This is a genomic window from Nonlabens marinus S1-08, assembly GCF_000831385.1.
GTDB lineage: Bacteria > Bacteroidota > Bacteroidia > Flavobacteriales > Flavobacteriaceae > Nonlabens > Nonlabens marinus.
This window is the reverse complement of the sequence record NZ_AP014548.1, coordinates 266,336-291,891: the sequence shown is the minus strand read 5'-3', so window position 1 is coordinate 291,891 and position 25,556 is coordinate 266,336. Positions and strand designations below refer to the sequence as shown.

Genomic DNA, 25,556 nt, shown 5'->3' with positions numbered 1-25,556 from the left:
CGCAAACATTTTAAGACCACATTTTAATATCCGTCATCATGCACGCCAGCGACCGCTCTACCAGACGGGTCGTTCATATTTTTAAACGCTGCATCCCATTCAAGTGCGATAGGCGTGGAGCAGGCCACAGACTTAACAGAAGGTACACAGCTCGCTGCGGCGTCGCTAGGGAAGTGCTCGCTGAAAATGCTGCGGTAGTAGTATTCTTCCTTGCTTTGAGGTGGGTTAATTTTGAATTTAAACTTGGCAGATTCCATCATCTCGTCTGTCACTAATGCATTCACGGTTTCTTTTAAGGTGTCTATCCAGCTGTAGCCTACACCATCGCTAAATTGCTCTTTCTGTCTCCACGCAACACTTTTAGGAAGGTAGTCCTCAAAAGCCTCACGTAAAATGTGCTTTTCCATTTTACCGTTGCCACACATTTTATCTTTTGGATTTAATCGCATCGCTACATCCATAAATTCTTTATCTAGGAAAGGAACACGCCCTTCAATACCCCAAGCAGCTAATGATTTATTAGCGCGCAGATTGTCGTACAAGTGCAGCGTGTCCAGTTTGCGAACGGTTTCTTTATGAAATTCTTCAGCGCTAGGAGCCTTATGAAAGTACAGATAACCTCCAAAAATTTCATCGCTACCTTCTCCAGAAAGTACCATCTTGATTCCCATGGACTTGATGACCCGCGCCAATAAATACATAGGCGTGGAGGCTCTCACTGTAGTCACATCATAAGTTTCTAGGTAGTATATGACATCTTTGATCGCGTCGAGACCTTCCTGAATGGTAAAGTTCACGCTGTGATGTACCGTTCCTATATGTTCTGCAACGGTTTCTGCTGCCGCAAGATCTGGACTTCCTTCTAGGCCTATAGCAAACGAGTGTAGCTGTGGCCACCAGGCGTCTGCATAATCACCAGACTCCACGCGTCGTGCAGCATATTTCTTAGCAACTGCACTTACAATAGAGCTATCCAATCCACCTGAAAGCAATACGCCGTAAGGAACATCGCTCATCAAATGTCTGTGAACACTATCTTCCATTGCCTTGCGCAATTCTTTTACAGAGCTGGTATTGTCCTTTACCGCATCATAGTCTTTCCAATCGCGATCGTACCATTTGGTAAATTCTTTGTCTTCACTATAATAATAATTTCCTGGAGGGAATGGAGCGATCTCATTGCATGTTCCTTCCAGCGCCTTTAATTCACTCGCAACGTAGAATTGTCCCATTTCATCAGTTCCATAATACAACGGAATGATTCCTTGATGATCCCGCGCACACAGGAAAACATCTTTCTCGCTGTCGTAAAGGGCAAAACTATACATACCGTTAAGTACATCCATGAAGTTCACGCCCTTATCTTGATATAGAGCTAGAATAACCTCACAGTCAGATTTAGTTTGGAACTCATAGCTGCTGTATTGCTCGCGTATCTTTTGGTGATTGTAGATCTCACCGTTTACAGCAAGAACGATTTTACCATCAGGACTGTATAAGGGTTGCCCGCCAGATTGAGGGTCCACGATAGTTAAGCGTTCGTGGGCAAGAATAGCTTTCTCGCCGCAATAGATCCCGGACCAGTCAGGTCCGCGATGCCTCAGTTTTTTTGAAAGTTCTAGCACATCTTGCCTTTGGCTGGCACTGTCTTTTTTCAGGTCAAATACTCCTACGATTCCGCACATAATTGGTTGGTTTAAATGAAAAAAGGCCTACTGTGAAGTAGACCTTTTGATTTGTTTTAAAAATATCAGGAACTACCTCACTCTCGTGACGGATTATTATTAGTTCTGATATTATTGATTGTGTTCATGTTACAGTAAATGTATATAAGTTTCTTTTAATATCCTAATTTGGATAGAAACTCTCTACCTCAATGACTTACATCTTCTTTAAGAACGCCAGGCATCTTGGCGGCAAAGCGTTTCCAGCGTGGAATGCTAACATTTTGAATGTACCCATTATTAGGGTTCAGTCTTGCATAATCCTGGTGGTAATCTTCCGCTACCCAAAATTTTGTGAAGGGTTTTACCTCAGCAGCGACATCATAACCTTCTGATTCTAAGGCTGCGACTTTATCTTCAATGATTTGCTTTTGTTGATCGTTTTGATAAAATATAATGCTCCTGTAGGACTTTCCACGATCCGGTCCTTGACCATTTACTTGTTCGATATCTTGAGAGGCAAAATAAACATCCACTAAAGTTTCAAAACTAACTACCTCTGGATTATAAATGATCTCATTTGCTTCAGCATGGTCTGCATGATCCTGATAAGTAGGGTTTTGGGTCTCGCCACCACTGTAACCCGATATGGCTTCTTCCACCCCTTTTACACTTTCAAATATTTCTTCTACACACCAAAAACAACCGCTGGCAAAATAAGCCTTCTCCATACCTTCTGCAGAGGCTGGCACCTCTACAGGATCTTTGCTCATTGCAGTATCAGTAGAAGTTTCACCTGTCGTTTGATTGCAGCTGTTTGCAGCAAACATTACTAATAATAAACTCAATAGTTTCATCGCTAAATCTTTTATATAAAAGTAGAATGAGGATGGCGTCTTTCTATTAAAACCTAGTTAAAAGAAAAACCCGTCCACGCATAGCGTAGACGGGTTTTCTGTGAGGTTTGATACAGTCTAATTATAGCTTGTCAAAAACGCTATTCATTTTTTCAGCTTGCTCATGTGCTAAAGCTGCATCTACTAAGATACGTCCAGAGTGCTCGTCAGTAATTACTTTCTTGCGACTCGCAATCTCTACCTGTACTTGTGGTGGAATAGTGAAGTAAGATCCTCCAGAAGCTCCTCTTTCAATCGGCACTACTGCAAGACCATTTTTAACGCTATGTCTGATCTTAGAATAAGCTTTCATCAATCGTGGTTCGATAGAGTCTGCATGATCGCTAGACATCTTCATAAGCGCTTGCTCTTCTTTCTCTGTCTCTTTCAAGATTTCAGCAAGTTCTTCTTTCTTATGCTTTAAGTGTTCAGCACGTTGTTCTACGCGTTCCTTGCTGTCCTTGATCACTTCGTTTTGTTGCTCTATCTGTGCTTTGAATTCGCGTATGTGCTTTTCAGCCAGCTCGATTTCCAATTCTTGAAATTCAATTTCCTTAGATAAAGAGTTGAATTCACGATTGTTACGTACGTTCTTTTGCTGCTCAGAGTATTTCTTGATAAGAGTTTTAGACTCCTCGATCAAGTTTTTCTTGCCTTTGATTTGCTCGTTTAGGTCCTCTAGGTGCGCATCAAGTTTTGCTAGGCGGGTATTCAATCCTTCCACTTCATCCTCAAGATCTTGAACTTCTAGTGGCAATTCACCACGTACGTTGCGTATCTCATCTATCCTAGAATCGATTAGTTGTAGGTCGTAAAGCTCTCTTAACTTGTCTTCTACAGTTGCCTCGGTCTTTTTTGCCATCTGCTATATATAATTTACAGGGTTTGTTTGCGTCTGTGCGCAAAGGATTGCAAAATTACTAAATTTTTCACTAAGATATTCGTGTAAAAGGTTTTTTGTAAACTGTTCACTCTCATAATGTCCCACATCGCAAAGAAGGATGTCGTCACCTTGGAAAAAATCATGGTATTTTAAGTCTGCCGTGATGTAGGCATCCGCACCAGCGCGCTTTGCATTTTGAATGGCAAAAGCACCGGACCCGCCTAGAACCGCTATTTTTTGAATGGTTCGCTTTCGCGAAAGCGAACTTCTTACCACACCTGTTTTAAATACAGACTTTATCTTTTTTAGGAAATCTTCTTTACTCATTTCTTCTTTTAAGAATCCAATCGCTCCCATTCCTATCCTATCATAAGTGTTCTCGATAGTTTGAAGCGAGTAAGAAACCTCTTCATAAGGATGATTTTCTCTCATGGTCTTAAGAATAGTACCCTCCAGATGTGGTAAAAATGTAATTTCTAGGAGCTCTTCTTGTAAAGTCTCGCGAACTCCTGCAGTGCCTATTGCAGGATTACTTTGTTTACTGCCTTTGAAGGTGCCAGTGCCTTCTATTGAAAAGCTACACTCGCTATAGTTGCCTAACTCTCCAGCTCCTGAAGCAAATAGGGATTCCCTGAGCTGACTCGCATGTGATTTTGGAACATGTACCGAGAGTTTTTTAATTAGGTTTTGTTCAGGAATTAAGGTTCGCACCTCTGTCAGATTCAATTCTTGAGCCATTCGATAGCTTACGCCGCCATGAGCCATGTCCAGAGCGGTATGAGTTGCGTAAATGGCAATATCATTTTTTATGGCTTTGATTACAGTCCTGCGCACATAATCTGATGTTCGTAGGTGTTTCAGGCCAGAGAAAATAATTGGATGAAATGAAATAATCAAATTACAGTTACTGGCAATCGCTTCATCAACTACCGTTTCTAGGCAATCTAATGTAACTAGAACTCCAGTTACTTCAGTGGCAGGGTCTCCCACTAGCAACCCTACATTATCGAAATCTTGAGCGTAGTGTAAAGGAGCTAAGAGCTCTAAATAATCGGTAACTTCTTGAATTTTCATATACAGAGGTAAAAAAGTAAAGATAAAATTTAAGCTACTTTTGAAGCCATGACGAACCTTAGATTTTTACTATATCCATTTTCAGTGTTGTACGATGGTATTACTGGGTTACGTAATTGGGGTTTTGATCAAGGGTTTTTAGAGCAGCGGCAATTTGATATTCCCATCATTGCTGTTGGAAATCTGAGTACCGGCGGTACTGGAAAGTCACCTATGATCGAATACTTAATTCGGCAAAATTCCGATAAAAAAGTGGCAGTTCTAAGTCGTGGTTATGGTCGGAAAACGAGAGGGTTTCTAGAAGTTTTCGAAAAAAACACGCCAGTCGAGGTTGGAGATGAACCATTGCAATTCAAATTAAAATTTAAGGATTCTATTGTCGTTGCTGTATGTGAAAAACGTGTAGATGGAGTGGAAACCTTGCTGAGGAATCATCAATTGGACTTGATACTTCTAGATGATGCGTATCAACATCGATATGTTAAAGCGTCAACGTATGTCTTGCTCACTAGTTACGGTCAACCTTTTTATTATGATCACCTGCTTCCAGCTGGCAACTTGAGGGAATCCCGATCTGGAGCATATCGTGCCAGTCATATCGTAGTTACTAAATGTCCAGAGGATCTAAGTGAGACAGAGCAGCAACAGATCATCAAAAAAATAAATCCTAAAAGCTATCAAGGAGTTTATTTTTCTACTATCGGATATGCCGCCGAAGCGATAGGAATTTCAGGGAGCCTAACGCTTCATAAATTATCAGGTCAAAAAATTACCGTAATTACTGGAATTGCAAAGCCTGATTATTTTGTGAGTTATTTGAAAGAGTATATGGAAGTGGATCACTTATACTTTCCAGACCATTACAATTTTACTCAAAAAGATATTGACCGTTTTAGAGAAAAGGAACTCATTATCACAACTGAAAAAGATTTTGTGCGCCTAAAACAGTATAATTTGGAACATGTGTATTATGTTCCTATCACGATGGAATTTTTAGGAGAAGCTCCTAAATTTTAGTAAATCTGGTAATTTGTAAACGCCTTTTGAATTTTCTCAAAGAATTCATTCATTTTAAAAGGCTTAGGAATGATGTCGTCAAATCCTATCTCATAAAATTCTTTTTCAGATTCATCCAGGGTAACAGCGGTAAGAGCTATGATAGGCAGTTCACGATCAAACTTGCGTACTTCTCTTGTGCATTGTTTACCATCCATTCCAGGCATGTGGATATCCATAAGGACAAGGTCGTATTGATTTTCTTTGATTTTTCCTAGAGCCTCAATACCGTTATTGGCAATTTCACAATCAAAGTTTTTCCCCTCTAGAATCTTCCTTGTAATCATTTGATTGATCTTATTATCTTCTACAATAAGAATCTTTTTAGCGATCAGGTCTTTGGGTGTTGCCTGTTTTATGGCTATGACGTCGTTATTAGATCTAGGCTTGTCTTCAGTATTCTCAGGACTTGAATCTTGAGTTGAGGGCGCTACAGGTGTCGTTGTTGATTCTTTATTTTCTTCGTTTATCTTAGGCTCTGGTTTTATTTCTGCATTTGAGTTTGAACGTACAGGTTTTTTGTATTCTGGATATTCTTCTACCTCTTTAAAGTGATCGTATCCTTTAGTAGAATTCTCTTCATAGAATTTATTAGAATCAGGAAGCTCAAACCACAAATCAAAAGAAAAGACGCTACCACGACCTATTTTACTATCTAATTCAACTTTACTTCCCATCAGCTCTATCAAATTTTTCACGATGGCAAGACCTAAACCAGTACCTCCATATTCTCTAGTTGTACTAGATCCTTCTTGAGTAAAGTTATTAAAGATGTCCTGTTGCTTTTCTTCAGATATTCCTTTGCCGTTATCTTCTACTTCAAAATGAATCAAACACTTGTCGTCGATTTGCTTCACTTGATTCACGCGTATCCAGATGTTACCGTTTTTAGTGAACTTGATGGCATTTCCAACTAAGTTGATGAGTATCTGTGAAATTTTGACTGGATCTCCTTTTATGCGGCTAGGGATCGATTTGTCAAATTCTAGATTTAAGTTATTCAGTTGATCTTTTGCTTGATTTCCAAGTGAAACCGTAATGTCTTCCACTCGCTTCTTAAGATCAAAAGGAATAGATTCCAATTGTACCTTATTAGCCTCTAATTTATTGAAATCTAGAATATTATCAATAAGTGATAACAAATACTCTCCTGAAGATTGTAATGTTTCTAAATGATCCTTTTGATCATCTCTAGGTTCTGTCTCTAACAATAAGTGAGTCAATCCAGTTACTGCATACATAGGAGTACGTAGCTCGTGGGTGATTGTGGATAGGAAATCTGCTTTAATTTTAGCAGCATCTTGAGCTCGATCTCGCTCGTCAATCAGCGCAGAATTTTTGCCTTCTAATGCTTGATTACTTCTAGCGCGCAGCTTGTTATTCTTGAACAAAGACATGGTCAACAGGGAAAGCAATGTAAGCAAAACAAAGAGCAAAATGGAATACATCTCCCGTCCCTTAAGCTCACTGGTTTGTTCCTCTGTTTTGGCCTTTAGCATGTTATTTTCAGACTGAAGGTTTTCTATGGTTCCCAGTATTTCAGGATTGCTCATTTGACCTGCCAGTGACAATCCAGCAGTTTCTCGCACTCTGTTGTATCTAACTAAATATTCTAAGGCCAACTCATAATTGCCTAGGGTCTTTTCGATGTTGTATTTCAGATCGTAGCAATCCAATTCAATTCCAGTAAATCCAAAGCTTGTCGCTTTAGCCATGGCGTCATCGAGAGAAGTATTTGCATCTTCAATTGCATTTTGTTTGTAATAGGATAAGGATAAGTTGAAAGCGGCTTTTGCTTCAAAATAAAATAATTTTTCTTCTTTCAACTCTGGAAGAATGCGCTTATAGACGTTAATCGCCTCTTCAAAATTGCTGGTGTGTAATAACAAATCTGCCTTCAAGTATTCCGCTTGGATTACATTACTTCTTTCCGGATTGTTAACCAGTAAGATGTTAATTGTTTTTAGCGCTTCGTTAGCTTCAACGAACTCTTTTTTCTTGATGTTGACGGCTGCCTTAACTAGCATGAGATCAAGGTAAGAAGGCGAATCCTTAGGTATGATTTGCTCAAGCTTTTTAATATTGCTTGCTGCCTTATCTAATTGACCAATGAAGGAATAATATTTTGTATGGACAATTTGAGTGCGAGCGAATATCGCAGAATCTGTGGCAATTTCCTCTGCACTTACGATGATCTTTTGAGCCTCAGCAAATTTATTGCGTTGAAGTGCTAGATTAGCACGATCAAGAATAGCGTCCACGGCGATCTGCTGGCTTTCCGTAGAAACCGGTCGATCCGTTTGTTGTGCCATTCCCAAATTCCCCAACACGAGAATGACAATCGATAAAATTATGCCTCTTAACACAAAATAGCTTGAAACACAAATATAGAATCTTGGTTTCAAGTTCACGGAATTAGGTTGAAATTACTCCCTTTTACTACCTTTCGTCGATAATAGGGCTCTTTAATTAACTATTGTTTAAAGAATCTAACTTTATAACCATGTCAATCAAGCGGTTGGAGTACCCACTTTCATTGTCGTACCAGCCTATTATTTTTACCATATTTCCGATCACTGAAGTCATTTCGCTATCGTAAATACAAGAGTAGGGACTGCCCGAAATATCGATGGAAACTAGGGGGATCGTGGTGTAACTAAATGTGGACGGATTCGCTTTCGCGAAAGCGAAAAAAGCTTCATTCACCTGCTCCACTGTAATTTCCTGCTTCACATTGATGGTCATGTCTGTCAAACTTCCATTGGGCACTGGTACGCGAATACCGCAGCCTCCTATAACATCGCTCAAATGAGGAAAAATTTTAGTAAGAGCCTTTGCTGCTCCAGTGGTTGTTGGTACAATGGATTGTCCTGCAGCACGTGCCCGGCGTAGATCTTTGTGAGGTTGATCGTGTAGACTCTGGTCTGTTGTGTAGCTATGTACGGTGGTGATGTAAGCTTGTTTCACACCACAAAGCTCATCCAGAACTTTGATCATAGGAGCCGCATTATTCGTTGTACATGAGGCATTTGACACGATTTGATCTGTAGCATTTAGAATATGGTCATTGACTCCCAAGACCACGGTCTTTATATCATCGTCGATTGAAGGCGCGCTTAGAATAACTTTTTTAGCTCCAGCATCAAGGTGTTTTTCAAGATCTTTTTTTGTCTTGAATTTGCCAGTAGATTCAATGACAATATCCACGTCGTGCCAGTCTAGATTTTCAATCCTACTTTCATGGGTAAATTTGATAAGATGATCGTCAATTTTTAGATGGCCATCCTCGTGAGAAACATTGTTTTTAAGGACACCATGAACGGAGTCATATTTCAACAAATGAGACATCACTTCTAATGGGGCAAGGTCATTGATAGCTACTACTTGAATATCAGCCTGCGTTAGAGCCGTCCTTAAAAAAGTTCTTCCTATCCTGCCAAAACCGTTAATAGCTACTTTAATCATAGAAATGGGTGACGTATTTTAAAGCTGGAATAAAATAGAATAGGCTATTAGAGAATGTGCTTATGAGCTTTGTACGAGCTGCGCACTAGAGCGCCACTTTCCACATGTCTAAAGCCCATTTCCAGACCTATAGTTTCATATTTCTTGAACTGCTCTGGAGTAATAAATTCTTTTACCGGTAGGTGTTTTTTACTGGGTTGTAAATATTGACCTATAGTTACTACATCAACATTATTTTCTCTCAAATCTTCCATGGTCTGAATGACCTCAGGTTCCAACTCTCCTAAACCTAACATGATCCCTGACTTAGTACGGTTGATGCCTTCCTGCTTCAAGTATCGCAGCACTTCTAGACTGCGCTCATATTTTGCTTGAATACGCACCTCCCGGGTTAGGCGCTTCACGGTTTCCATGTTATGAGAAACTACCTCTGGATTGGCAGCCACAATGCGGTCAATATTTCTGGTCACTCCTTGAAAATCCGGAATAAGGGTTTCTAGGGTAGTAGTAGGATTCATACGTCGCACTGCAGCAACAGTTTCTTTCCATATAATACTTCCCATATCTTTCAAGTCATCCCTATCCACGCTAGTAAGAACGGCGTGTTTGATATTCATGAGCTTGATACTGCGAGCTACCTTCTCAGGCTCTGCCCAGTCGACATCTTCTGGTCTGCCTGTTTTTACGCCACAAAACCCACAAGATCTGGTACAAGTGTTTCCTAAAATCATGAAGGTGGCTGTACCTTCAGTCCAGCACTCCCCCATATTAGGGCAGCTTCCAGAGGTACAGATCGTGTGCAAGTCGTACTTATCCACGACACTACGCAATTCTTTGTATTTCTGGCCTACGGGAAGTTTAACCCGTAACCATTTTGGCTTTCCTTTAGGTGGTGCAACAGATGTTTCAGCTGTATTCATAGAACAAAGTTAAGGATTAAGTAGTCGTAACAAGAGGAAATACCTGACTACTTCCAGCGCTTAGGTTGGCTGTTAGTGTTGGAAAAAAATAAGCCTATTTGGGTGCCTATTAATAATAATTCTAGCAAGGGTAGAAGTGGGAGGAGTTCGCTTTCGCGAAAGCGAGACAACCCACGTCCCATAATAATCATTACCACCAGGTAACGCAAGACTACCAGTACCATAATGATTTCCCAGTGGGTTTCAAAAATGAAGGCAACAATAGTACTTAAAATGAAAAAAAATTGGGATAAGAAAAATAGACCTAAAGTGCACTTGTGCTTCCTTTTGTAATGTTTTGCAGTACTTACGTGTCTTTTTTTCTGAGTCCACCATTGTGCCCATGTTGTTTTGGGTTTGCTAATTGCAAAACTGTCTGGATCTAATTGGACCGCAGTATTCTCTGCAGTTGCTGCCTCATTAATAAACAGATCGTCGTCGCCTCCCATAATGCGCATATGAGCCATAAAACCGCTAACGTCGTAAAATTGCTGGGCGGTATAAGCAAGGTTGCGGCCTACACCCATGTAAGGATTGCCGCGCAGGGCATATCCCATGTACTGCATGGCGGTAAATACTGTTTCAAACCGTATCAGGCGGTTGAGTATCGAGTCCTTGACCTTTTCATACCCACCGTACCCTAAAACAATGCGATTGGATCCACTCAATGGAGCACTCATGAGGGATAGCCACTCGCTACTGGATGGTCGACAATCAGCATCGATAAAAACAAGCTGGTCATTTTTAGCCTTTTTAATCCCTAAAGTAAGTGCATACTTTTTATTAGCCCAAAAGGTCTCATTGTTAACCACATCAACCATCTGCACGTTCTGGTGCTTGCTAGAAAAATCCTCGACGATTGATCTTGTATCGTCTGAACTTGCATCGTTGATTAAGATAATTTCAAAATCTGGATGGGTTTGGTTAAGAAGTAAGGGGACTAACTCTAGTAGATTTTGCGCTTCGTTTTTAGCACACACAATAACAGATACGGGACTAGAGCTTTTGCTGGGCAGCGCTTGTTTGACGTATGCCGATTTAGCAAAATATAGGTAATAAGTCAGATTGATAATTACAACTATCAATAGGGTGTAAAAGGGTAAACCTATCTCCATTTAAGAAGTTTTGGCAGGTGTGCTGCAGTCGCCTTGCTGCTCTGGCAATTTTCCACACATGCTACAAGCTTGACCATCTTTGTTTAAGTATGGGTTTTGACTGGCACAAGTCCCTGAAAACTTACCATCTTTTTTGCCCCATATTTTAATGGCGATTCCAGCAAATGCTAGAAGTAATAAACCGAAGGTGATGAAGAGTAATTCCATAGTGCAAATTTACAAATTAAGGCAATGGAATGAGCTGGGAAACGATGCTAATTCTCAATGAGATTTACTTCAGTTTCAATGGATATACCAAACCGTAGTTGAACTGCTTCTTGAATCTTTTTTGCCACCTCTAAAATCTCTTTACCTGTAGCTTTTCCATGGTTAACCAGCACTAAGGCTTGTCGATCATGAACACCTGCGTCGCCATAACGCTTACCTTTAAAACCAGATTTGTCAATCAACCAGCCGGCTGGAACTTTTACGGATTCAGCATCTACTTCATAGCAGGGCATCTGTGGGTGCATGCGAATTAGGTCGTTATAAGAGGTGCGTGAGATGATAGGGTTTTTGAAAAAACTACCACTGTTACCTATCACTTTAGGGTCTGGAAGTTTATTAGTTCTAATATTTACTACGGCTTGTGCTACCTTAGAAATAGAATTCTCTCCCGGCAACTGATCCATTTCTTCTTGTATTGCACCATAGTTTGTTTTCAACTTATAATCACTGGTCTTATTTAGATCTGTCAATTCTAAGGTGATTGAAGTGATAATGTATTTTCCTGCTGCAACATTTTTGAAAATAGAATCTCTGTACCCAAAGTTGCAATCTGCCTTTGTCAAAGTTTCTTCCTTGCCCGTTGCCACTTCTATAACTTCACAAGAATGAAAGGTGTCTTTAAGTTCAACTCCATATGCGCCTATGTTTTGAATAGGTGAAGTTCCTGCATTCCCGGGAATCAGTGCTAGGTTTTCAATACCTGCAAAATTATTCTGAATGCAATACATGACTAGATCATGCCAGTTTTCACCGGCCATCACTTTCAGCCGGACTTTACCCTGATTGTTATCTAGTATTTCGATTCCTTTTAAAAGTACATGCAGTACTGGACGTTCAACATCGTTGATAAGCAGCATGTTACTGCCACCGCCTAAAATAAAAAGATCCTCTTCCTGGTAATAGGACACCGCTTCCTTCAGTTGCTGCAAGGTTACTGCTGGGATATACGCTTTCGCGAAAGCGGAAATTCCAAAAGTATTATGCTCCTTGAGCTGGAAATGGTGTTGAATTTCTATCATGCATTGTACGCCTTAAGGGCTTTTTCAAGAATCACGACCGCGCGTTTAAGAGATTCTTTCTCTAATACGTAGGCAATCCTGATCTGATTGTTTCCCATCCCAGGGGAGCTATAAAAACCTGCAGCTGGGGCGACCATGATAGTTTCACCTTCATATTCAAAAGATTCTAGCAACCACTGCGCAAAATCGTCAGAATTCTCAACTGGAAGCTCGGCAACACAATAAAAGGCGCCACCTGGATTAGCAACTTTAACTCCTTCTATACTTTTGAGACTACTGATTAATAAATCCCGACGTGCTATGTATTCTTCTATCACTTCATCAAAATATTCCTGCGGTGTATCTAGGGCAGCTTCTGCAGCAATTTGAGCGAAAGTAGGTGGGCTCAATCGTGCTTGCGCAAATTTCATCGCAGCAGCTATCACCTCTTTATTTTTTGAAACCACACAGCCTATACGAGCTCCGCACATGCTGTAGCGCTTACTAACGCTGTCTATCATTATAGCATGCTGCTCTAATCCGGCTTGATTCATTACGGAGAAGTGCTCCCTGCCGTCATACGCGAATTCTCTGTAGACTTCATCTGCCACTAGAAATAAATCGTGTTTTATGACTAGTGCCGTTAATTGATCCATTTCCTCTTGCGTATAAAGGTAGCCTGTTGGGTTTCCAGGATTGCAAATGAGAATGGCCTTAGTTTTATCTGTGATTAACTTTTCAAATTCCGATACGGGTGGTAATGCAAAGTTATTTTCTATGGTAGTGGTAATAGGTTTTACAGTGACTCCACTTGCTGTAGCAAAACCGTTATAGTTCGCATAAAACGGCTCTGGAATAATCACCTCATCCCCATAATCGCAAATGCTTCCCATAGCAAACATCAAGGCTTCACTACCTCCTGTGGACACTATAATATCATCTATGGACAGGTCCATATCAATTTTATTGTAGTGCATGATCAGTTTCTCTCTGTAGCTTTGATTTCCAGCACTATGGCTGTATTCCAATACGTCCATGGTCGTATTTTTCACAGCTTCTAGAGCGTGTGTAGGAGTTTTTATATCAGGCTGACCTATATTCAACTGGTAGATATTAATACCTCTATCCTTTGCAGCTTCAGCATAAGGAACTAATTTACGTACTGGAGAAGACGGCATTTGTCTTCCTTTTTCAGATATATGTGGCATGGAATTATTTTTGCAGTGCAAAGGTAAGCAGTGCAAGGTGCATGCTCAAACAGGAAAGCGTATATTTAGATTACATGTATAGAGTTTATAGCTTACTAATAATAATCTGCTTAGGCTTTATTTCTAAAGCTCAAGATTCATATAAGTTTCCCCCTGGGACAGATCAGATTGAAATACCTTTTCAATCTGCGTATAACCTGATCGTGTTGCCAGTAAAAGTCAATGGTGTTGAATTAAACATGATACTGGATACTGGAGCAAGCAAATCCATCATCTTCAATCTTTCTGGAATAGATTCATTACAAGTCAATAAGGGAAACCTCCTAGTAGTGGAAGGTTATGGAAAAGGAAAAACATTTAGTGCCTATTACAGCGAGGGAAATACGCTAGATGTGAATGGCTACGAAAACAAGTCGGCAAATATTTTTGTGGCTGCAGAAAGGGAAATTGACCTTTTACCAACATTAGGGTTTGAAGTACATGGCTTGCTCAGTACTCAGTTTTTTCAAGATGCATTAGTAGAGGTTGATTATCTCTCACGAGAAGTAATTTTATATAAAAACCCTGAGGCTATAAAATATAAAACCAGGTCCATGAGAAAAGTGCCAATTACTTTTGTCAATGGTAAACCCTATACCAAAGGATTTTTCAGAAATGGTTCTCAAGAGCTTCCTGCAGATTTACTAATTGATTTGGGGAGTGGTGACGCGTTGTGGTTGTTAGACATTCCAGAGAACTTCATGAAGAATAATGAAAGCTTTGAGGATTACTTAGGCTTTGGAATGAACGGTGAGGTTTCAGGCACTAGGTCAAAAATGGATCAGCTTATCTTCGGAAACTACCAATTGAATCGGTTAACAACTTCTCAACCTGGAGAAGGTCAGTTTGTAGAAATTATAGCTTCAGAGGTAGAGAAAAGTTATACTGGATCAGTAGGTGGCGAAGTTTTAAGTCGATTCGATGTTATTTTCGATTATGCAAGATCTATACTTTATTTAAGGCCAAATGATGAGTTTAAGTATGGCTTTTTTTACAACATGGCGGGCATAAATATTGTTGCAGGTGAAAAAGAACTGTTTACTACAGTAACAGATGATAGAAACCGGAAAGTACGAGGTGTTTATAGAACATTGGAAAATGAAAAGACTATATCTACTAGCAAGCAGTATAGCTATAGCATGGTCCCCAGACTATTTGTAAATTATGTAAGACCAGAATCCCCAGCAGATCTAGCAGGGGTACAAGAAGGAGACGAGATTCTAAAACTGAATGGCGTCAGTAAGGGTAACCTAACTCTTGATAATACCTCATCAAAATTTTTTAAAAACCCGTACTCTAAAATAAAGTTAAAAGTAAAAAGAGGAGAAAAAGAATTAAAATTCAATTTTAGACTGATTCCGGTAATTAAATAGTTACTCCACTACATTTCCTTTCAGTTTAAGAGCGACAATACCGCCTTCCATATTACCTTTTACCGTTAATGTTTTGACGATAGGGCCTAATTTCTTAGTGTCGTAGTTGACAATAATCTTTCCTTTTTCTCCTGGTTTGATGGGTACGTCTGGCTTGGATACTACATCACAAGTGCATGAGGAAAAAATACTAGCCACTTCAAAATCTGTAGATCCAGTATTTGTAAAAACAAAAGTACGGTTGCCGTCACTTCCCTTTTTAATAGTGCCGTAGTCAATCACTTTATTTTCAAACTCGATGGTGGTATTCTTTTGTGCCTGTATAGAAAGGCTCATAGAAATCACAGTTAGGAATAGAACGAAGTATTTCATGATCTTAGCTTTAAAGTTAAAGGTACTCTTTGTTCTTAAACCAGCAGCTCATGCTGCTTATGATTTAACTTATAATTACTTTTGCAGGCTAATTCCAATAACTAAGCCAAACATGTCATTAGCATCTAAATACGATTCCAAAGCAGCTGAAGAAAAATGGTATTCCTACTGGATGGAAAACGACTTTTTTAAGTCGGTTCCTGATGATCGAGAAAGCTATACTATTGTCATCCCGCCGCCTAACGTAACGGGTGTCTTGCACATGGGACACATGTTAAACAATACGATTCAAGATGTGCTCATACGCCGTGCAAGACTTAAGGGATTTAATGCCTGTTGGGTGCCTGGAACTGACCATGCCTCTATAGCTACAGAGGCTAAAGTCGTTAAGAAACTAAAGGAGCAGGGAATAGATAAAAACGACTTAACAAGAGAGGAGTTTTTATCCCATGCTTGGGATTGGACTCATGAGTACGGTGGGATAATTTTGGAACAACTCAAGAAATTAGGAGCTAGTTGCGATTGGTCACGGACAAAATTTACTCTTGACGACGATATGTCAGCAAGTGTGATTCAGGTATTTATTGATTTGTACAATAAAGGATTGATTTACCGCGGATACCGCATGGTGAATTGGGATCCAGAAGCTCAAACGACACTTAGCGATGAAGAGGTTATTTATGAAGAGCGCAACGGTCATTTATATTATCTAGAATATCCTGTAAAAGGCACTACAGATAAAGTGACCATCGCTACAACGAGACCTGAAACAATACTTGGAGACACAGCGATTTGCGTGCACCCTGACGACTCACGCTACACGCATTTAATCGGTAAAACGGTTTTAGTTCCTATCTCAAATAGAGAAATTCCTGTAATTGCAGATGAGTATGTTGATGTAGAATTCGGTACGGGATGTTTAAAGATCACGCCAGCGCATGATGAGAATGATAAAAAAATAGGAGAGAAGCACGGTCTAGAAGTGATCGACATTTTTAATCCAGATGCTACCCTCAATAGCTTTGGATTGCATTATCAAGGTAAAGATCGCTTTGAAGTACGTAAAGAGATATCGCAAGAACTAGAAGAAAAAGGCTTTCTAGTTAAAAAAGAAAACCACGTCCATAAAGTGGGAACCAGTGAGCGTACAAAAGCGGTAATTGAGCCTCGGCTTTCTGATCAGTGGTTTCTTAAAATGGAAGATCTCGCGCAACCTGCCATAAAAGCCGTGCGTGAGGATATTGTTGAGTTGCTTCCTGCTAAATTCAAAAGCACCTATTTCCACTGGATGGAGAATGTGCGGGATTGGAATATTTCACGTCAATTGATGTGGGGGCAACGCATACCAGCCTACTATTATGGTGATGGTAAAGAAGATTTTGTCGTGGCAAGCAGTATGGATGAGGCTGTATCGCTTTCGCGAAAGCGAACTAACAACAACTCCATTACAGAGGAGGATTTGCGCCAAGAAAATGACGTTCTAGACACGTGGTTCTCCAGTTGGTTATGGCCTATCAGTGTTTTTAATGGTGTTTTGGAGCCCGAAAATGAAGAGATCAATTACTACTATCCTACACGTGATTTAGTAACGGGTCCAGATATCTTGTTTTTCTGGGTGGCACGTATGATCGTTGCAGGCTATGAGCTGCGCGATGAGAAACCTTTTGATAAAGTGTATCTCACAGGATTGGTACGCGATAAGCAAAGGCGCAAGATGTCAAAGTCATTAGGGAACTCTCCTGATGCGCTGAAATTGCTGGAGGAATATGGAGCAGACGGTGTTCGCGTTGGGTTGTTACTTAGCAGTGCCGCAGGGAATGACCTGATGTTTGACGAGGATCTTTGCCAGCAAGGAAAGAATTTTGTCAATAAGATTTGGAATGCCTTCCGACTGATAAAAGGTTGGGAAGTGGATAAATCATTGCCGCAACCTGATTATGCTGCTCAAGGAATCGCCTGGTACCGCAGTCGTTTTGCTGAAGCATTAAATGAGATAGAGGATCATTATTCCAAATACCGTATTAGTGATGTTTTGATGACTAGTTATAAGTTGATTTGGGATGATTTCTGTGGATGGTTATTAGAAATTATAAAGCCAGAATACCAACAGCCCATTGATCCACAAACTCTTGCTCAAGTGACCGAGTTGTTAGAAGATAATTTACGTTTGATGCATCCCTTTACTCCTTTCATAACGGAAGAGGTATGGCAATCGATTACTGATCGTAAGGTGGAAGAGGCGCTATGTATCAATACCTGGCCAGAGATTGGTACAGTTGATAAAGGCATGTTGAATGATTTTGAACTAGTTAAAGAAACCATTTCAGGAATCAGAAAAGTGCGTAAGGAAAAGCAGATAAGCTTTAAAAACAAGATTGAATTGATGGTGATCAATAATGAGGACCTTTCTAAGAGCTATGATGAGTTGATCTGCAAAATGGGGAACGTCACTCAAATTGAAAGTGTACAAGACCAGGTTCCAGGCGCTGCAAGTTTCCGGGTGAAGTCCAGTGAATATTTTATCCCATTAGCTGGTGCGGTAGATGTTGATGCAGAGCTTGAAAAACTAGCTATTGAATTAAAACATGCTAAAGGTTTCTTGATAAGTGTACAGAAAAAGCTAGGCAACGAACGATTTGTGGCTGGTGCACCAGAGCAAGTTGTAGCTTTAGAAAAGAAGAAAGAGGCAGATGCACTCGCCAAAATTGAGACTATTGAAGCAAGCATGAAATCTTTGAAATCATAAAACCATGAATCCATTTACATTTATAGTAGTATTCTTCGGCGGTATGATGGTTTGTTTGATTGCTCTTGCAATTTACATTCTTAGGAAAAGGAAGTAGCGTGATTCGCACAAAAAAGCCTCGCAATCGCGAGGCTTTTTAATTAGTTGTGAATTACCAAGGTTTAGGGTACAGTTTTTCGATGATTTCGATGTATCGTTTTTTTGCTTCCTTCTTGGAGATTTGTTGCACTTGAATTAATGCGTTCATTTTAAATCCCGACCTTAAATCGTTTGCTTCAAAGCTGCGATTGCTTACGTAAGGCTCGTCGATCACTCTTTTGTAATAAGCATACAAGTGGAGCTGCAGCTCCATGGGTACTTGGGACTGTTCTTCAGAGCTCGCTTTCGCGAAAGCGGCCTTAAAATTAGTATCTAACTCGTCATCTGTCATTTAAAAACTAGCTAGGATCGATTCTCCACCTCTTAATTTCTGGTTGAGCTCCACCTTAATATTTGCATCTAAAGGAAGGTAAACATCAACGCGTGATCCAAATTTAATGAATCCGCTATCCGTTCCCTGCACCACAGTATCGTTTTCTACAGCGTAGTTCACAATACGCTTAGCCAATGCTCCAGCAATTTGACGGTACATAATACGTGTAGTGTTTTTATGGTTGATAACTACAGTAGTACGCTCATTTTCTTCACTGGCTTTAGGATGCCAAGCCACTAGATATTTACCTGGATGGTATTTACTGTACGCGATTTTACCGCCTATAGGGTAACGGGTGACATGAACATTGATGGGTGACATGAATACAGATATCATGATCCGCTCATCTTTGAAAAATTCATTTTCCTTTACTTTTTCAATGACCACAACCTTACCATCCACTGGGGAAACAATGGTGGTATCATCTAAAACGGTTCTTCTTTTTGGATTTCTAAAGAATTGAAGAATAATTACAATTACAAATACAGAAAGAGCAACTAGCACAAAATGTAGCCATATAGGCATAGGAATTGTGAACGCTACTGCTGCGAGTGCTGTGGCAATTATGATAGCTATAATGATGGATGGAGTACCTTCTTTATGAAACATGGTTGATGATTAAAAAAGTTAAGTAAGCAAAGGGAGCTGCAAATATGATGCTGTCCATGCGGTCAAATATACCACCGTGACCAGGCATAATACTACCGCTATCTTTTACAGCTGCTTGTCTCTTTATTTTTGATTGAATTAGATCTCCTATCGTCCCAAAAAATGCTACGACAAATGCAATAATGGCCCAATCGTAGACTGAATAATCGTCACGTCCTGTAGATGCTAAGTAAAAGTGAAGCGCTATACCTGCACCTATTGCCATAAATAGACCACCTAAAAAGCCTTCAATCGTTTTTTTAGGAGAAATGCGTTTCATTAATTTATGTTTCCCAAATAGTCTACCTGTGATGTAGGCAAAGCTATCATTCGTCCATATAATCGCAAAAATCCCAATCAGTAACTCAGGCCTATAGCTTTCTACAATATTAGGAATCAATACAAGGAATAAACTCGAGCCAATAAGGTATAAAAGAGCGATGATGTGTTTCTTTGTATTGAATAAAGCAATTCGATCAACTAATACTAAGTCTCTGATCAGATACACATTTACTAGTAAGGTGGCTACCAGTAGTACATAGACAATATTTTGTGAAACACCTTGCCATGCTACAAGGTAATAAGCGATGGGGAGTAGTGGATAAATTACCCACTGTCTTAGTCGAATCATCGGCATTAATTCTACTAAGCAAATGAAAGCAAAAACGCAAAATAGAAGTATGAAAACCCATTCTGGTGCGTATAAAGCACTGAGAACCACCAACGAGACATAAAGTATTCCCGATATGGAACGAACTAATAATTCTCTCATGCTATAAATCTTCTAATAATAGGAGATAAAGTCTCTTATTGGGAACTCCATAGTTCATCAGGTCTTTTTCCTTTTCCTGCTTGATAGCCTTATCTTGAAAATTCTTGAGAGTTGTAATATTTGTGGGGATGCTTCCTTTGCTATTGAACTTAATTCCTCTTAATCCTTCGCCAATCGATTCTACAATCTGACTGGTACTAGCTAAAACAACAAACGTGTCTGGTAAATCCTTAGGTTTATTCTCTTTTATCTGATTTGATGAAAATAGGATTGCCCCATTATCAGCGATAATATATTCACAAGTCGTTAAAAAGAAACTGCTATCTCTTTTTGCTTGATTAAATTTCAGGTTAAAATCGCTGAACCTGTTTTGGAGTTGAGTATCATAACAAAACACATCTGTTTCAAAGAAATCGTGTTCTACTAACACATCTTCAAAATGCTGTTGAATCTCATTTTCATCGATAGCATATAAAAATCTACCTCCATGCTGGGTGAAATTGTGAATAAACTGCTCGTCTAAGGGCAACTTTTCCTCAGGCATATATTTAGAGCGATCAGCATTCTTCCTGCTAGTATCATCAGAATCAGGGGATTTCTTGAAGATTTTTTTAAATATGCTCATCGCCGTCGTTCACCTAAATTAGAGGATCATCGTAAATATAGCTACTAATTTGAAGGGTAGCAAACTATTCTTCCTCTGTAGAATCTTCTATAACATCTGAAGGTTCTTTAGCAACGGATCGATTTGATGATTTTAAAGCAATGGGTTCTTCTTTAACGAATGCTCTTTTACCAAATATCTTTTCTAAATCATCCTTGAATATCACCTCTTCCTCTAACAATAATTCTGCTAGTTCAGTTAGCTTTTCTTTATGTTCTGTCAAAAGAGTTATGGCGCGCTGGTATTGTTCCTCGATTATTTTTGAAATCTCTTCGTCAATAATAACAGCTGTAGACTCGCTATAAGGCTTTGTCATATTGTATTCTTGCTGCCCACTAGAATCGTAATAGGTTATGTTACCTACTTTTTCATTCAATCCATAGATGGTAACCATGGCACGTGCCTGTTTAGTTACTTTCTCAAGATCGCTCAAGGCACCTGTAGAGATTTTATTGAACATCACTTTCTCAGCAGCACGACCACCCATAGTAGCACACATCTCATCCAGCATTTGTTCAGGTCGCACAATCTGGCGTTCCTCTGGTAAGTACCAGGCCGCTCCTAAAGATTGACCTCTAGGAACTATAGTCACTTTTACTAATGGTGCTGCATGTTCTGTCATCCAGCTCACCGTTGCGTGACCAGCCTCATGGTAAGCAATAGTTTTCTTCTCGCTAGGAGTGATAAGTTTATTCTTCTTTTCTAGGCCTCCTACGATACGATCGACGGCGTCTAAGAAATCTTGTTTATCTACTGCTTTTTTGTCCTTGCGAGCTGCGATTAATGCAGCTTCATTACAAACATTTGCAATATCAGCACCACTGAATCCAGGAGTCTGACGAGCGAGAAATTCAGTATCTAATTCGTTAGCTACTTTTTTGATCGGTCTCAAATGAACTTCAAAAATTTCTTCACGCTCTCTAACATCTGGAAGGTCCACATAAATCTGGCGGTCAAAACGACCCGCTCTCATCAATGCTTTATCTAAAATATCGCCACGGTTGGTAGCTGCTAGAACAATAACATTTGTATTTGTCCCAAAACCATCCATCTCAGTTAGCAATTGGTTCAGTGTATTTTCACGTTCATCGTTAGAGCCTGAAAAATTAGATTTACCACGAGCACGACCAATGGCATCAATCTCATCAATAAATATGATCGCTGGACTCTTCTCTTTAGCTTGTTTGAACAAGTCTCGCACACGGCTTGCCCCTACACCTACAAACATTTCTACAAAGTCAGAACCACTCAATGAGAAAAATGGCACTTTAGCCTCACCTGCAACTGCTCGAGCTAATAAAGTTTTACCAGTACCGGGTGAGCCTATAAGTAAAGCTCCTTTCGGAATTTTACCACCTAAACTGGTGTATTTATCAGGATTTTTCAAGAAATCAACAATCTCTTGAACTTCCTCCTTAGCACCTTCTAGACCTGCTACATCTTTAAATGTGGTCTTCACATCTGTTTTTTGATCAAAAAGCTTTGCTTTTGATTTACCGATATTAAAAATTTGTCCTCCAGCACCACCACCAGCTCCACCAGACATTCTTCTCATCAAGAAGATCCAAATACCGATGATCAATACAAAAGGAAGGATGCTGATTAACAAACTGGACCAGCCATCTTCTTCCGCATTGAAACCTACCGTAGTATCAAGGTTTCTTTCTGCAATAGTCTCTTTAATTTCGTTTTGAAATAAGGTTAGGTCGCCATACTCTACGCTGTACTGAGGGGCATCACTTCCCGCAAGCACGCCATCTTTTTGAGATTTATTATGCTTTTGAAGTTTTAGCGCCTCATCTGTAAGATAAACCTTCGCGATGCTTCGGTTTTTCACGACTATCACCTTGCTCACCTCGCCATCTTCTAAATACTCAAAGAATTCGTCAGGTGTTGTTGCTTTAGGAGCAGATAACTGATTAGAGACAAAGTTATAACCCAGAAATACGAGTATGATGGGCACAGCGATCCACCAGATGCTGAATTTAGGTTTGTTATTAAGAGGCGATCCTGATTTTTTAGGTGCCTTATTATTTTGCTTATTGGTATCCTGGGACATTTAGCTTATTTGTAATTAGTAAGTACTCTCGATATTGGTCGTTTTGGCATCGCCCCATAACCCTTCCAGGTCATAGTATTCACGTATGTGCTTTTGGAACACATGAACTACAACATTTACATAGTCCATAAGAACCCATTCTGCCGTAGAAGAACCTTCCACATGCCATGCATTTTCCTGAAGTTCTTTGCTTACCTTTCTCTGTACTGAATTGACGATGGCATTGACTTGAGTATTTGAGGTACCGTTGCAGATCACGAAATAGCTGGTTACCGTGTTTTCAATTTCTCTTAAGTCGAGTATAGTAATGTCATTCCCCTTTACATCCTCGATTCCTGCAATGATTTGCGTTATGAGGGCATCGGAAGAAACTTTTTCTTTAATCATTAAAAATTTTTTGTATCCACAAATTTATTCTTTTTTTGAACGCAGCTTAAATAACTAACTTTAAACTTCGCCTTATTTGTGTCATTTCAACTAGTCAAATTACATGCCACCGCTTCCACAAATGAGGAATTGAAAGTTCGCTTTCGCGAAAGCGAACTACCTAACCTAACCACAATATATACAGATCATCAAACCGCTGGTAAAGGTCAAATGGGGTCCAGTTGGGTTTCAGAGCCTTTTAAAAACCTGACATTCAGCGTTTTGTTGTCTAATTTGAATGCTGAATTTACTGATTTTGAAATAAATAAACTCGTTACAGTTGTATTAGTAGAATGGTTGCGCGAAAAATTACAGATTCAGGCGGTCATCAAGTGGCCTAACGACATACTGTCAGTAAGGCATAAATTGGCGGGTGTGCTTATTGAAAATATATATAAAGGAAATTCTAGAGCCTGTTCGATCATAGGGATAGGGTTGAATGTAAATCAGATGGATTTTCCTGATTTAGAAAAAGCAATTTCCTTGAATCAAATCACTAATAAGACATACGACCTTGAATTGTTGTTGATCGATTTTCTACAAGCCCTGCAGAAAGCATTAGCAAATCCAGGCGAGGCGATTTCTCGTTATGAGCAACATTTATTCAAATACCATCAAGAAGCACGATTTCAAATAGATGGTAAAGAATTAACCGCTAGGGTGGAAGGAGTCGATGACACCGGCCGACTCATTTTAATCTCTAACACCTATGGCAGAAGCACCTACGGACTCAAACAAGTTAAGTGGGTCTACTAAAGTTTTTCAATTCCAGTAGCTAATTGCTCTAGGAATTTGTTGATAGGCCCTTTGATCATCATTGCCATCACGGCATTGAAATCTCCATTGAATACTAACTGTGCTTGAGATCCTGTGGCCAGTTGTTCTATGCTGCAAGTCAATGTAAATTGCATTTTGTCACCTAAAGACCCTAAAATAACTTTAGTGAATTTGATGGAATCTTTTAAACCTAGTTTGATTTCTGGCATTCCTTTTAATCCAAAAAGGAATTTATCATCCCCAAGCAATTCGAACTTTGCATCTTCAGGAAGCAGTTGTTTAAAGTTCTCTACCTGAGTAAGAAAATTATAAAGTTCTTCTGGGGATTTTTGTGTGTTGACCACACGGCTTTCTAAATTCATAAGTTAGTTACTGTGGTTCCAATTGCTGGGATCTTTTCTCCAGCTGGTAAGTAATTCAGTTTCTGTACTATCAAAGTGTCCTTGTTTTTCAGCAACCTCGATTAAGTGATTATAGTCGCTCAAGGTTGTGAGCTCAATTCCTGCTTCTTCAAAGTTGTCGACAGCAAAGTCAAAACCATACGAGAAAAGGGCTACCATTCCTTTAACCTTAGCGCCAGCTTCATTTAAAGCTGCTGCTGCATTCAAGCTACTTTTACCAGTGCTGATCAAATCTTCTACAATAACTACCTTTTGATCTTTCTCTAGATGTCCTTCTATTTGATTTTGACGGCCATGTTTTTTAGCTTCTGGTCGTACATAGACAAAAGGGAGCTTCATATAATCAGCCACTAGCATGCCTATACCTATGGCGCCTGTAGCTACTCCAGCAATCACATCTGGTTTACCATAGAGTTCTTCAATTTGAGCTGAAAGCTGTTCCCGCAGGAAATTACGAATGCTAGGATAGGAGAGAGTCACCCTGTTATCACAATAGATAGGCGACTTCCACCCGCTTGCCCATGTAAATGGCTTTTGCGGTTGAAGTTTTATTGCTTTAATTTGCAGCAATAATTCAGCAGTTTTAATCCCAACGTTTTTATCTCTGACCATGCCGCAAATGTATAAAGTTTTTGTCAAAGAAGTCGCGATTATCGTGACCTCAGACAAGGATCTTTTCCCGGATCATGATGCTTTCAATCTTAAGACGGTAAAGTTCAAAAAATTGGCCAAAGCCATTAAAAAAGGGAAAGTAGAACGTCCATTGCTATATTCAGACAATCCTGATAAACTGTTAAAACGGTTGCATAAGATCCTCCCGTTAGTATTAGCAGGTGGCGGTCTAGTGGAGAATGAGCTAAATCAATACCTTTTTATCCACCGCAATGGGAAGTGGGACCTACCTAAGGGAAAGGCTGAAAACAGAGAGAGTATTGAACAGACATCTTTACGTGAAGTAGAGGAAGAAACAGGTGTTAAAAACTTAGTAGTTAAAAAATATCTAGGCCCCACCTATCACGTCTTTTCTAGAAATGGAAAGATGCGGTTAAAATTGACTCATTGGTATTCCATGACCACTGATTACACAGGAGAATTGATTCCTCAAGAAAAGGAAGGTATCGATCAGGCAGTCTGGCTTGATGCCCGGGATGCAAACGATGCGCTAGAATCTAGCTATGCAAACATTAGAGAATTATTCCCTGAGCGCATTCCTGTCAAATAA

At 39.7% G+C, this 25,556-nt stretch carries 25 protein-coding genes; 5 read left to right on the top strand and 20 right to left on the bottom strand.

Translation table 11 applies throughout. The features are described from left to right. Positions 1 to 23: 23 nt before the first annotated feature. The 4 genes from asnB to NMS_RS01375 form a co-directional block, all read right to left on the bottom strand. Positions 24 to 1,685: an asparagine synthase B gene (gene asnB, locus NMS_RS01390; RefSeq protein WP_041495031.1), complete on the bottom strand. Its 1,662-nt coding sequence runs from the start codon at positions 1,683 to 1,685 to the stop codon at positions 24 to 26. A gap of 188 nt (positions 1,686 to 1,873) precedes the next feature. Then, positions 1,874 to 2,521 (bottom strand): peptide-methionine (S)-S-oxide reductase MsrA, encoded by a 648-nt coding sequence (gene msrA / locus NMS_RS01385; protein ID WP_041495030.1) that lies wholly within the window; start codon positions 2,519 to 2,521, stop codon positions 1,874 to 1,876. A gap of 121 nt (positions 2,522 to 2,642) precedes the next feature. Then, a complete protein-coding gene (locus NMS_RS01380; protein WP_041495029.1) occupies positions 2,643 to 3,422 on the bottom strand; it encodes a zinc ribbon domain-containing protein in 780 nt (259 codons plus the stop codon). Between the two features lie 3 nt (positions 3,423 to 3,425). Beyond that, positions 3,426 to 4,517, bottom strand: a complete 1,092-nt coding sequence (locus tag NMS_RS01375) for a Nif3-like dinuclear metal center hexameric protein (RefSeq protein WP_041495028.1) — start codon at positions 4,515 to 4,517, stop codon at positions 3,426 to 3,428. 48 nt (positions 4,518 to 4,565) lie between these two features. Here NMS_RS01375 and lpxK point away from each other — a divergent pair, with 48 nt between their 5' ends. Next, positions 4,566 to 5,534, top strand: coding sequence for a tetraacyldisaccharide 4'-kinase (gene lpxK / locus NMS_RS01370; RefSeq protein ID WP_041495027.1), 969 nt, complete (start codon positions 4,566 to 4,568; stop codon positions 5,532 to 5,534). Here lpxK and NMS_RS01365 read toward each other — a convergent pair. From NMS_RS01365 to NMS_RS01335, 7 genes are all read right to left on the bottom strand, one after another. Then, complete coding sequence (locus tag NMS_RS01365; protein ID WP_148311318.1) at positions 5,531 to 7,885, bottom strand: tetratricopeptide repeat-containing hybrid sensor histidine kinase/response regulator; 2,355 nt, start codon at positions 7,883 to 7,885, stop codon at positions 5,531 to 5,533. The genes lpxK and NMS_RS01365 overlap by 4 nt on opposite strands. Before the next feature lie 157 nt (positions 7,886 to 8,042). Further along, positions 8,043 to 9,038 carry a type I glyceraldehyde-3-phosphate dehydrogenase gene (gene gap, locus NMS_RS01360; RefSeq protein WP_041495025.1) on the bottom strand — a complete coding sequence of 332 codons (996 nt, stop codon included), beginning with the start codon at positions 9,036 to 9,038 and terminating at the stop codon, positions 8,043 to 8,045. Positions 9,039 to 9,085: 47 nt separating this feature from the next. Continuing rightward, positions 9,086 to 9,958, bottom strand: coding sequence for a lipoyl synthase (gene lipA, locus NMS_RS01355; RefSeq protein ID WP_041495024.1), 873 nt, complete (start codon positions 9,956 to 9,958; stop codon positions 9,086 to 9,088). Positions 9,959 to 10,005: 47 nt separating this feature from the next. After that, complete coding sequence (locus NMS_RS01350) at positions 10,006 to 11,112, bottom strand: glycosyltransferase (RefSeq protein WP_041495023.1); 1,107 nt, start codon at positions 11,110 to 11,112, stop codon at positions 10,006 to 10,008. Further along, positions 11,113 to 11,319 (bottom strand): membrane or secreted protein, encoded by a 207-nt coding sequence (locus NMS_RS01345; RefSeq protein ID WP_041495022.1) that lies wholly within the window; start codon positions 11,317 to 11,319, stop codon positions 11,113 to 11,115. It lies immediately after the preceding gene. Between the two features lie 47 nt (positions 11,320 to 11,366). Then, positions 11,367 to 12,398: a UDP-N-acetylmuramate dehydrogenase gene (gene murB, locus NMS_RS01340; RefSeq protein WP_041495021.1), complete on the bottom strand. Its 1,032-nt coding sequence runs from the start codon at positions 12,396 to 12,398 to the stop codon at positions 11,367 to 11,369. Continuing rightward, positions 12,395 to 13,585 (bottom strand): pyridoxal phosphate-dependent aminotransferase, encoded by a 1,191-nt coding sequence (locus tag NMS_RS01335; protein WP_041495020.1) that lies wholly within the window; start codon positions 13,583 to 13,585, stop codon positions 12,395 to 12,397. Before NMS_RS01335 ends, murB begins: the two co-directional genes overlap by 4 nt. A gap of 74 nt (positions 13,586 to 13,659) precedes the next feature. On the opposite strand from NMS_RS01335, the gene NMS_RS01330 reads away from it, so the two are divergent. Then, a complete protein-coding gene (locus NMS_RS01330) occupies positions 13,660 to 14,997 on the top strand; it encodes a PDZ domain-containing protein (protein ID WP_158448942.1) in 1,338 nt (445 codons plus the stop codon). Here the strand turns inward: NMS_RS01330 and NMS_RS01325 are convergent, their stop codons facing one another. Further along, positions 14,998 to 15,369, bottom strand: coding sequence for a DUF1573 domain-containing protein (locus NMS_RS01325; protein ID WP_041495017.1), 372 nt, complete (start codon positions 15,367 to 15,369; stop codon positions 14,998 to 15,000). Positions 15,370 to 15,481: 112 nt separating this feature from the next. Between NMS_RS01325 and NMS_RS01320 the strand changes: the two genes are divergently transcribed. Then, a complete protein-coding gene (locus NMS_RS01320) occupies positions 15,482 to 18,115 on the top strand; it encodes a valine--tRNA ligase (RefSeq protein WP_041495016.1) in 2,634 nt (877 codons plus the stop codon). Between the two features lie 151 nt (positions 18,116 to 18,266). On the opposite strand, the gene NMS_RS01315 is transcribed toward NMS_RS01320, so the two are convergent. From NMS_RS01315 to rsfS, 6 genes are all read right to left on the bottom strand, one after another. Then, positions 18,267 to 18,545: an acyl-CoA-binding protein gene (locus tag NMS_RS01315; protein WP_041495015.1), complete on the bottom strand. Its 279-nt coding sequence runs from the start codon at positions 18,543 to 18,545 to the stop codon at positions 18,267 to 18,269. Then, on the bottom strand, positions 18,546 to 19,196 hold the full coding sequence (locus tag NMS_RS01310; protein WP_041495014.1) for a phosphatidylserine decarboxylase family protein: 651 nt from the start codon (positions 19,194 to 19,196) through the stop codon (positions 18,546 to 18,548). Continuing rightward, positions 19,186 to 20,007 (bottom strand): phosphatidate cytidylyltransferase, encoded by an 822-nt coding sequence (locus NMS_RS01305; RefSeq protein ID WP_041495013.1) that lies wholly within the window; start codon positions 20,005 to 20,007, stop codon positions 19,186 to 19,188. The genes NMS_RS01310 and NMS_RS01305 overlap by 11 nt, the downstream gene beginning before the upstream one ends. Before the next feature lies 1 nt (position 20,008). Then, entirely contained in the window at positions 20,009 to 20,632 is a 624-nt protein-coding gene (locus NMS_RS01300) for an LUD domain-containing protein (protein WP_041495012.1), read from the bottom strand. A gap of 64 nt (positions 20,633 to 20,696) precedes the next feature. Then, positions 20,697 to 22,730 carry an ATP-dependent zinc metalloprotease FtsH gene (gene ftsH / locus NMS_RS01295; RefSeq protein ID WP_052476632.1) on the bottom strand — a complete coding sequence of 678 codons (2,034 nt, stop codon included), beginning with the start codon at positions 22,728 to 22,730 and terminating at the stop codon, positions 20,697 to 20,699. Between the two features lie 15 nt (positions 22,731 to 22,745). Continuing rightward, positions 22,746 to 23,117, bottom strand: coding sequence for a ribosome silencing factor (gene rsfS, locus NMS_RS01290; RefSeq protein ID WP_041495011.1), 372 nt, complete (start codon positions 23,115 to 23,117; stop codon positions 22,746 to 22,748). 78 nt (positions 23,118 to 23,195) lie between these two features. Here rsfS and NMS_RS01285 point away from each other — a divergent pair, with 78 nt between their 5' ends. Continuing rightward, positions 23,196 to 23,912, top strand: coding sequence for a biotin--[acetyl-CoA-carboxylase] ligase (locus NMS_RS01285; RefSeq protein ID WP_041495010.1), 717 nt, complete (start codon positions 23,196 to 23,198; stop codon positions 23,910 to 23,912). On the opposite strand, the gene NMS_RS01280 is transcribed toward NMS_RS01285, so the two are convergent. Then, entirely contained in the window at positions 23,909 to 24,295 is a 387-nt protein-coding gene (locus NMS_RS01280; protein ID WP_041495009.1) for a hypothetical protein, read from the bottom strand. The two genes, NMS_RS01285 and NMS_RS01280, sit on opposite strands and share 4 nt — an antisense overlap. Positions 24,296 to 24,298: 3 nt before the next feature. Beyond that, a complete protein-coding gene (pyrE, locus tag NMS_RS01275) occupies positions 24,299 to 24,946 on the bottom strand; it encodes an orotate phosphoribosyltransferase (protein WP_041495008.1) in 648 nt (215 codons plus the stop codon). Between pyrE and NMS_RS01270 the strand changes: the two genes are divergently transcribed. Further along, positions 24,945 to 25,556 carry an NUDIX hydrolase gene (locus NMS_RS01270; protein ID WP_084217582.1) on the top strand — a complete coding sequence of 204 codons (612 nt, stop codon included), beginning with the start codon at positions 24,945 to 24,947 and terminating at the stop codon, positions 25,554 to 25,556. The genes pyrE and NMS_RS01270 overlap by 2 nt on opposite strands.

Bases quoted from the DNA above. Each gene is read 5' to 3' on its own strand.
- NMS_RS01335 (WP_041495020.1), bottom strand. From the start codon at position 13,585: ATGCCACATATATCTGAAAAAGGAAGACAAATGCCGTCTTCTCCAGTA.
- NMS_RS01270 (WP_084217582.1), top strand. From the start codon at position 24,945: ATGCCGCAAATGTATAAAGTTTTTGTCAAAGAAGTCGCGATTATCGTG.
- asnB (WP_041495031.1), bottom strand. From the start codon at position 1,685: ATGTGCGGAATCGTAGGAGTATTTGACCTGAAAAAAGACAGTGCCAGC.
- NMS_RS01330 (WP_158448942.1), top strand. From the start codon at position 13,660: ATGTATAGAGTTTATAGCTTACTAATAATAATCTGCTTAGGCTTTATT.
- NMS_RS01305 (WP_041495013.1), bottom strand. From the start codon at position 20,007: ATGAGAGAATTATTAGTTCGTTCCATATCGGGAATACTTTATGTCTCG.
- murB (WP_041495021.1), bottom strand. From the start codon at position 12,398: ATGATAGAAATTCAACACCATTTCCAGCTCAAGGAGCATAATACTTTT.
- gap (WP_041495025.1), bottom strand. From the start codon at position 9,038: ATGATTAAAGTAGCTATTAACGGTTTTGGCAGGATAGGAAGAACTTTT.
- lpxK (WP_041495027.1), top strand. From the start codon at position 4,566: ATGACGAACCTTAGATTTTTACTATATCCATTTTCAGTGTTGTACGAT.
- NMS_RS01350 (WP_041495023.1), bottom strand. From the start codon at position 11,112: ATGGAGATAGGTTTACCCTTTTACACCCTATTGATAGTTGTAATTATC.
- NMS_RS01380 (WP_041495029.1), bottom strand. From the start codon at position 3,422: ATGGCAAAAAAGACCGAGGCAACTGTAGAAGACAAGTTAAGAGAGCTT.
- pyrE (WP_041495008.1), bottom strand. From the start codon at position 24,946: ATGGTCAGAGATAAAAACGTTGGGATTAAAACTGCTGAATTATTGCTG.
- NMS_RS01365 (WP_148311318.1), bottom strand. From the start codon at position 7,885: ATGGCACAACAAACGGATCGACCGGTTTCTACGGAAAGCCAGCAGATC.
- lipA (WP_041495024.1), bottom strand. From the start codon at position 9,958: ATGAATACAGCTGAAACATCTGTTGCACCACCTAAAGGAAAGCCAAAA.
- ftsH (WP_052476632.1), bottom strand. From the start codon at position 22,730: ATGTCCCAGGATACCAATAAGCAAAATAATAAGGCACCTAAAAAATCA.
- NMS_RS01315 (WP_041495015.1), bottom strand. From the start codon at position 18,545: ATGACAGATGACGAGTTAGATACTAATTTTAAGGCCGCTTTCGCGAAA.
- NMS_RS01345 (WP_041495022.1), bottom strand. From the start codon at position 11,319: ATGGAATTACTCTTCATCACCTTCGGTTTATTACTTCTAGCATTTGCT.
- rsfS (WP_041495011.1), bottom strand. From the start codon at position 23,117: ATGATTAAAGAAAAAGTTTCTTCCGATGCCCTCATAACGCAAATCATT.
- NMS_RS01300 (WP_041495012.1), bottom strand. From the start codon at position 20,632: ATGAGCATATTTAAAAAAATCTTCAAGAAATCCCCTGATTCTGATGAT.
- NMS_RS01375 (WP_041495028.1), bottom strand. From the start codon at position 4,517: ATGAAAATTCAAGAAGTTACCGATTATTTAGAGCTCTTAGCTCCTTTA.
- NMS_RS01280 (WP_041495009.1), bottom strand. From the start codon at position 24,295: ATGAATTTAGAAAGCCGTGTGGTCAACACACAAAAATCCCCAGAAGAA.
- msrA (WP_041495030.1), bottom strand. From the start codon at position 2,521: ATGAAACTATTGAGTTTATTATTAGTAATGTTTGCTGCAAACAGCTGC.
- NMS_RS01310 (WP_041495014.1), bottom strand. From the start codon at position 19,196: ATGTTTCATAAAGAAGGTACTCCATCCATCATTATAGCTATCATAATT.
- NMS_RS01325 (WP_041495017.1), bottom strand. From the start codon at position 15,369: ATGAAATACTTCGTTCTATTCCTAACTGTGATTTCTATGAGCCTTTCT.
- NMS_RS01320 (WP_041495016.1), top strand. From the start codon at position 15,482: ATGTCATTAGCATCTAAATACGATTCCAAAGCAGCTGAAGAAAAATGG.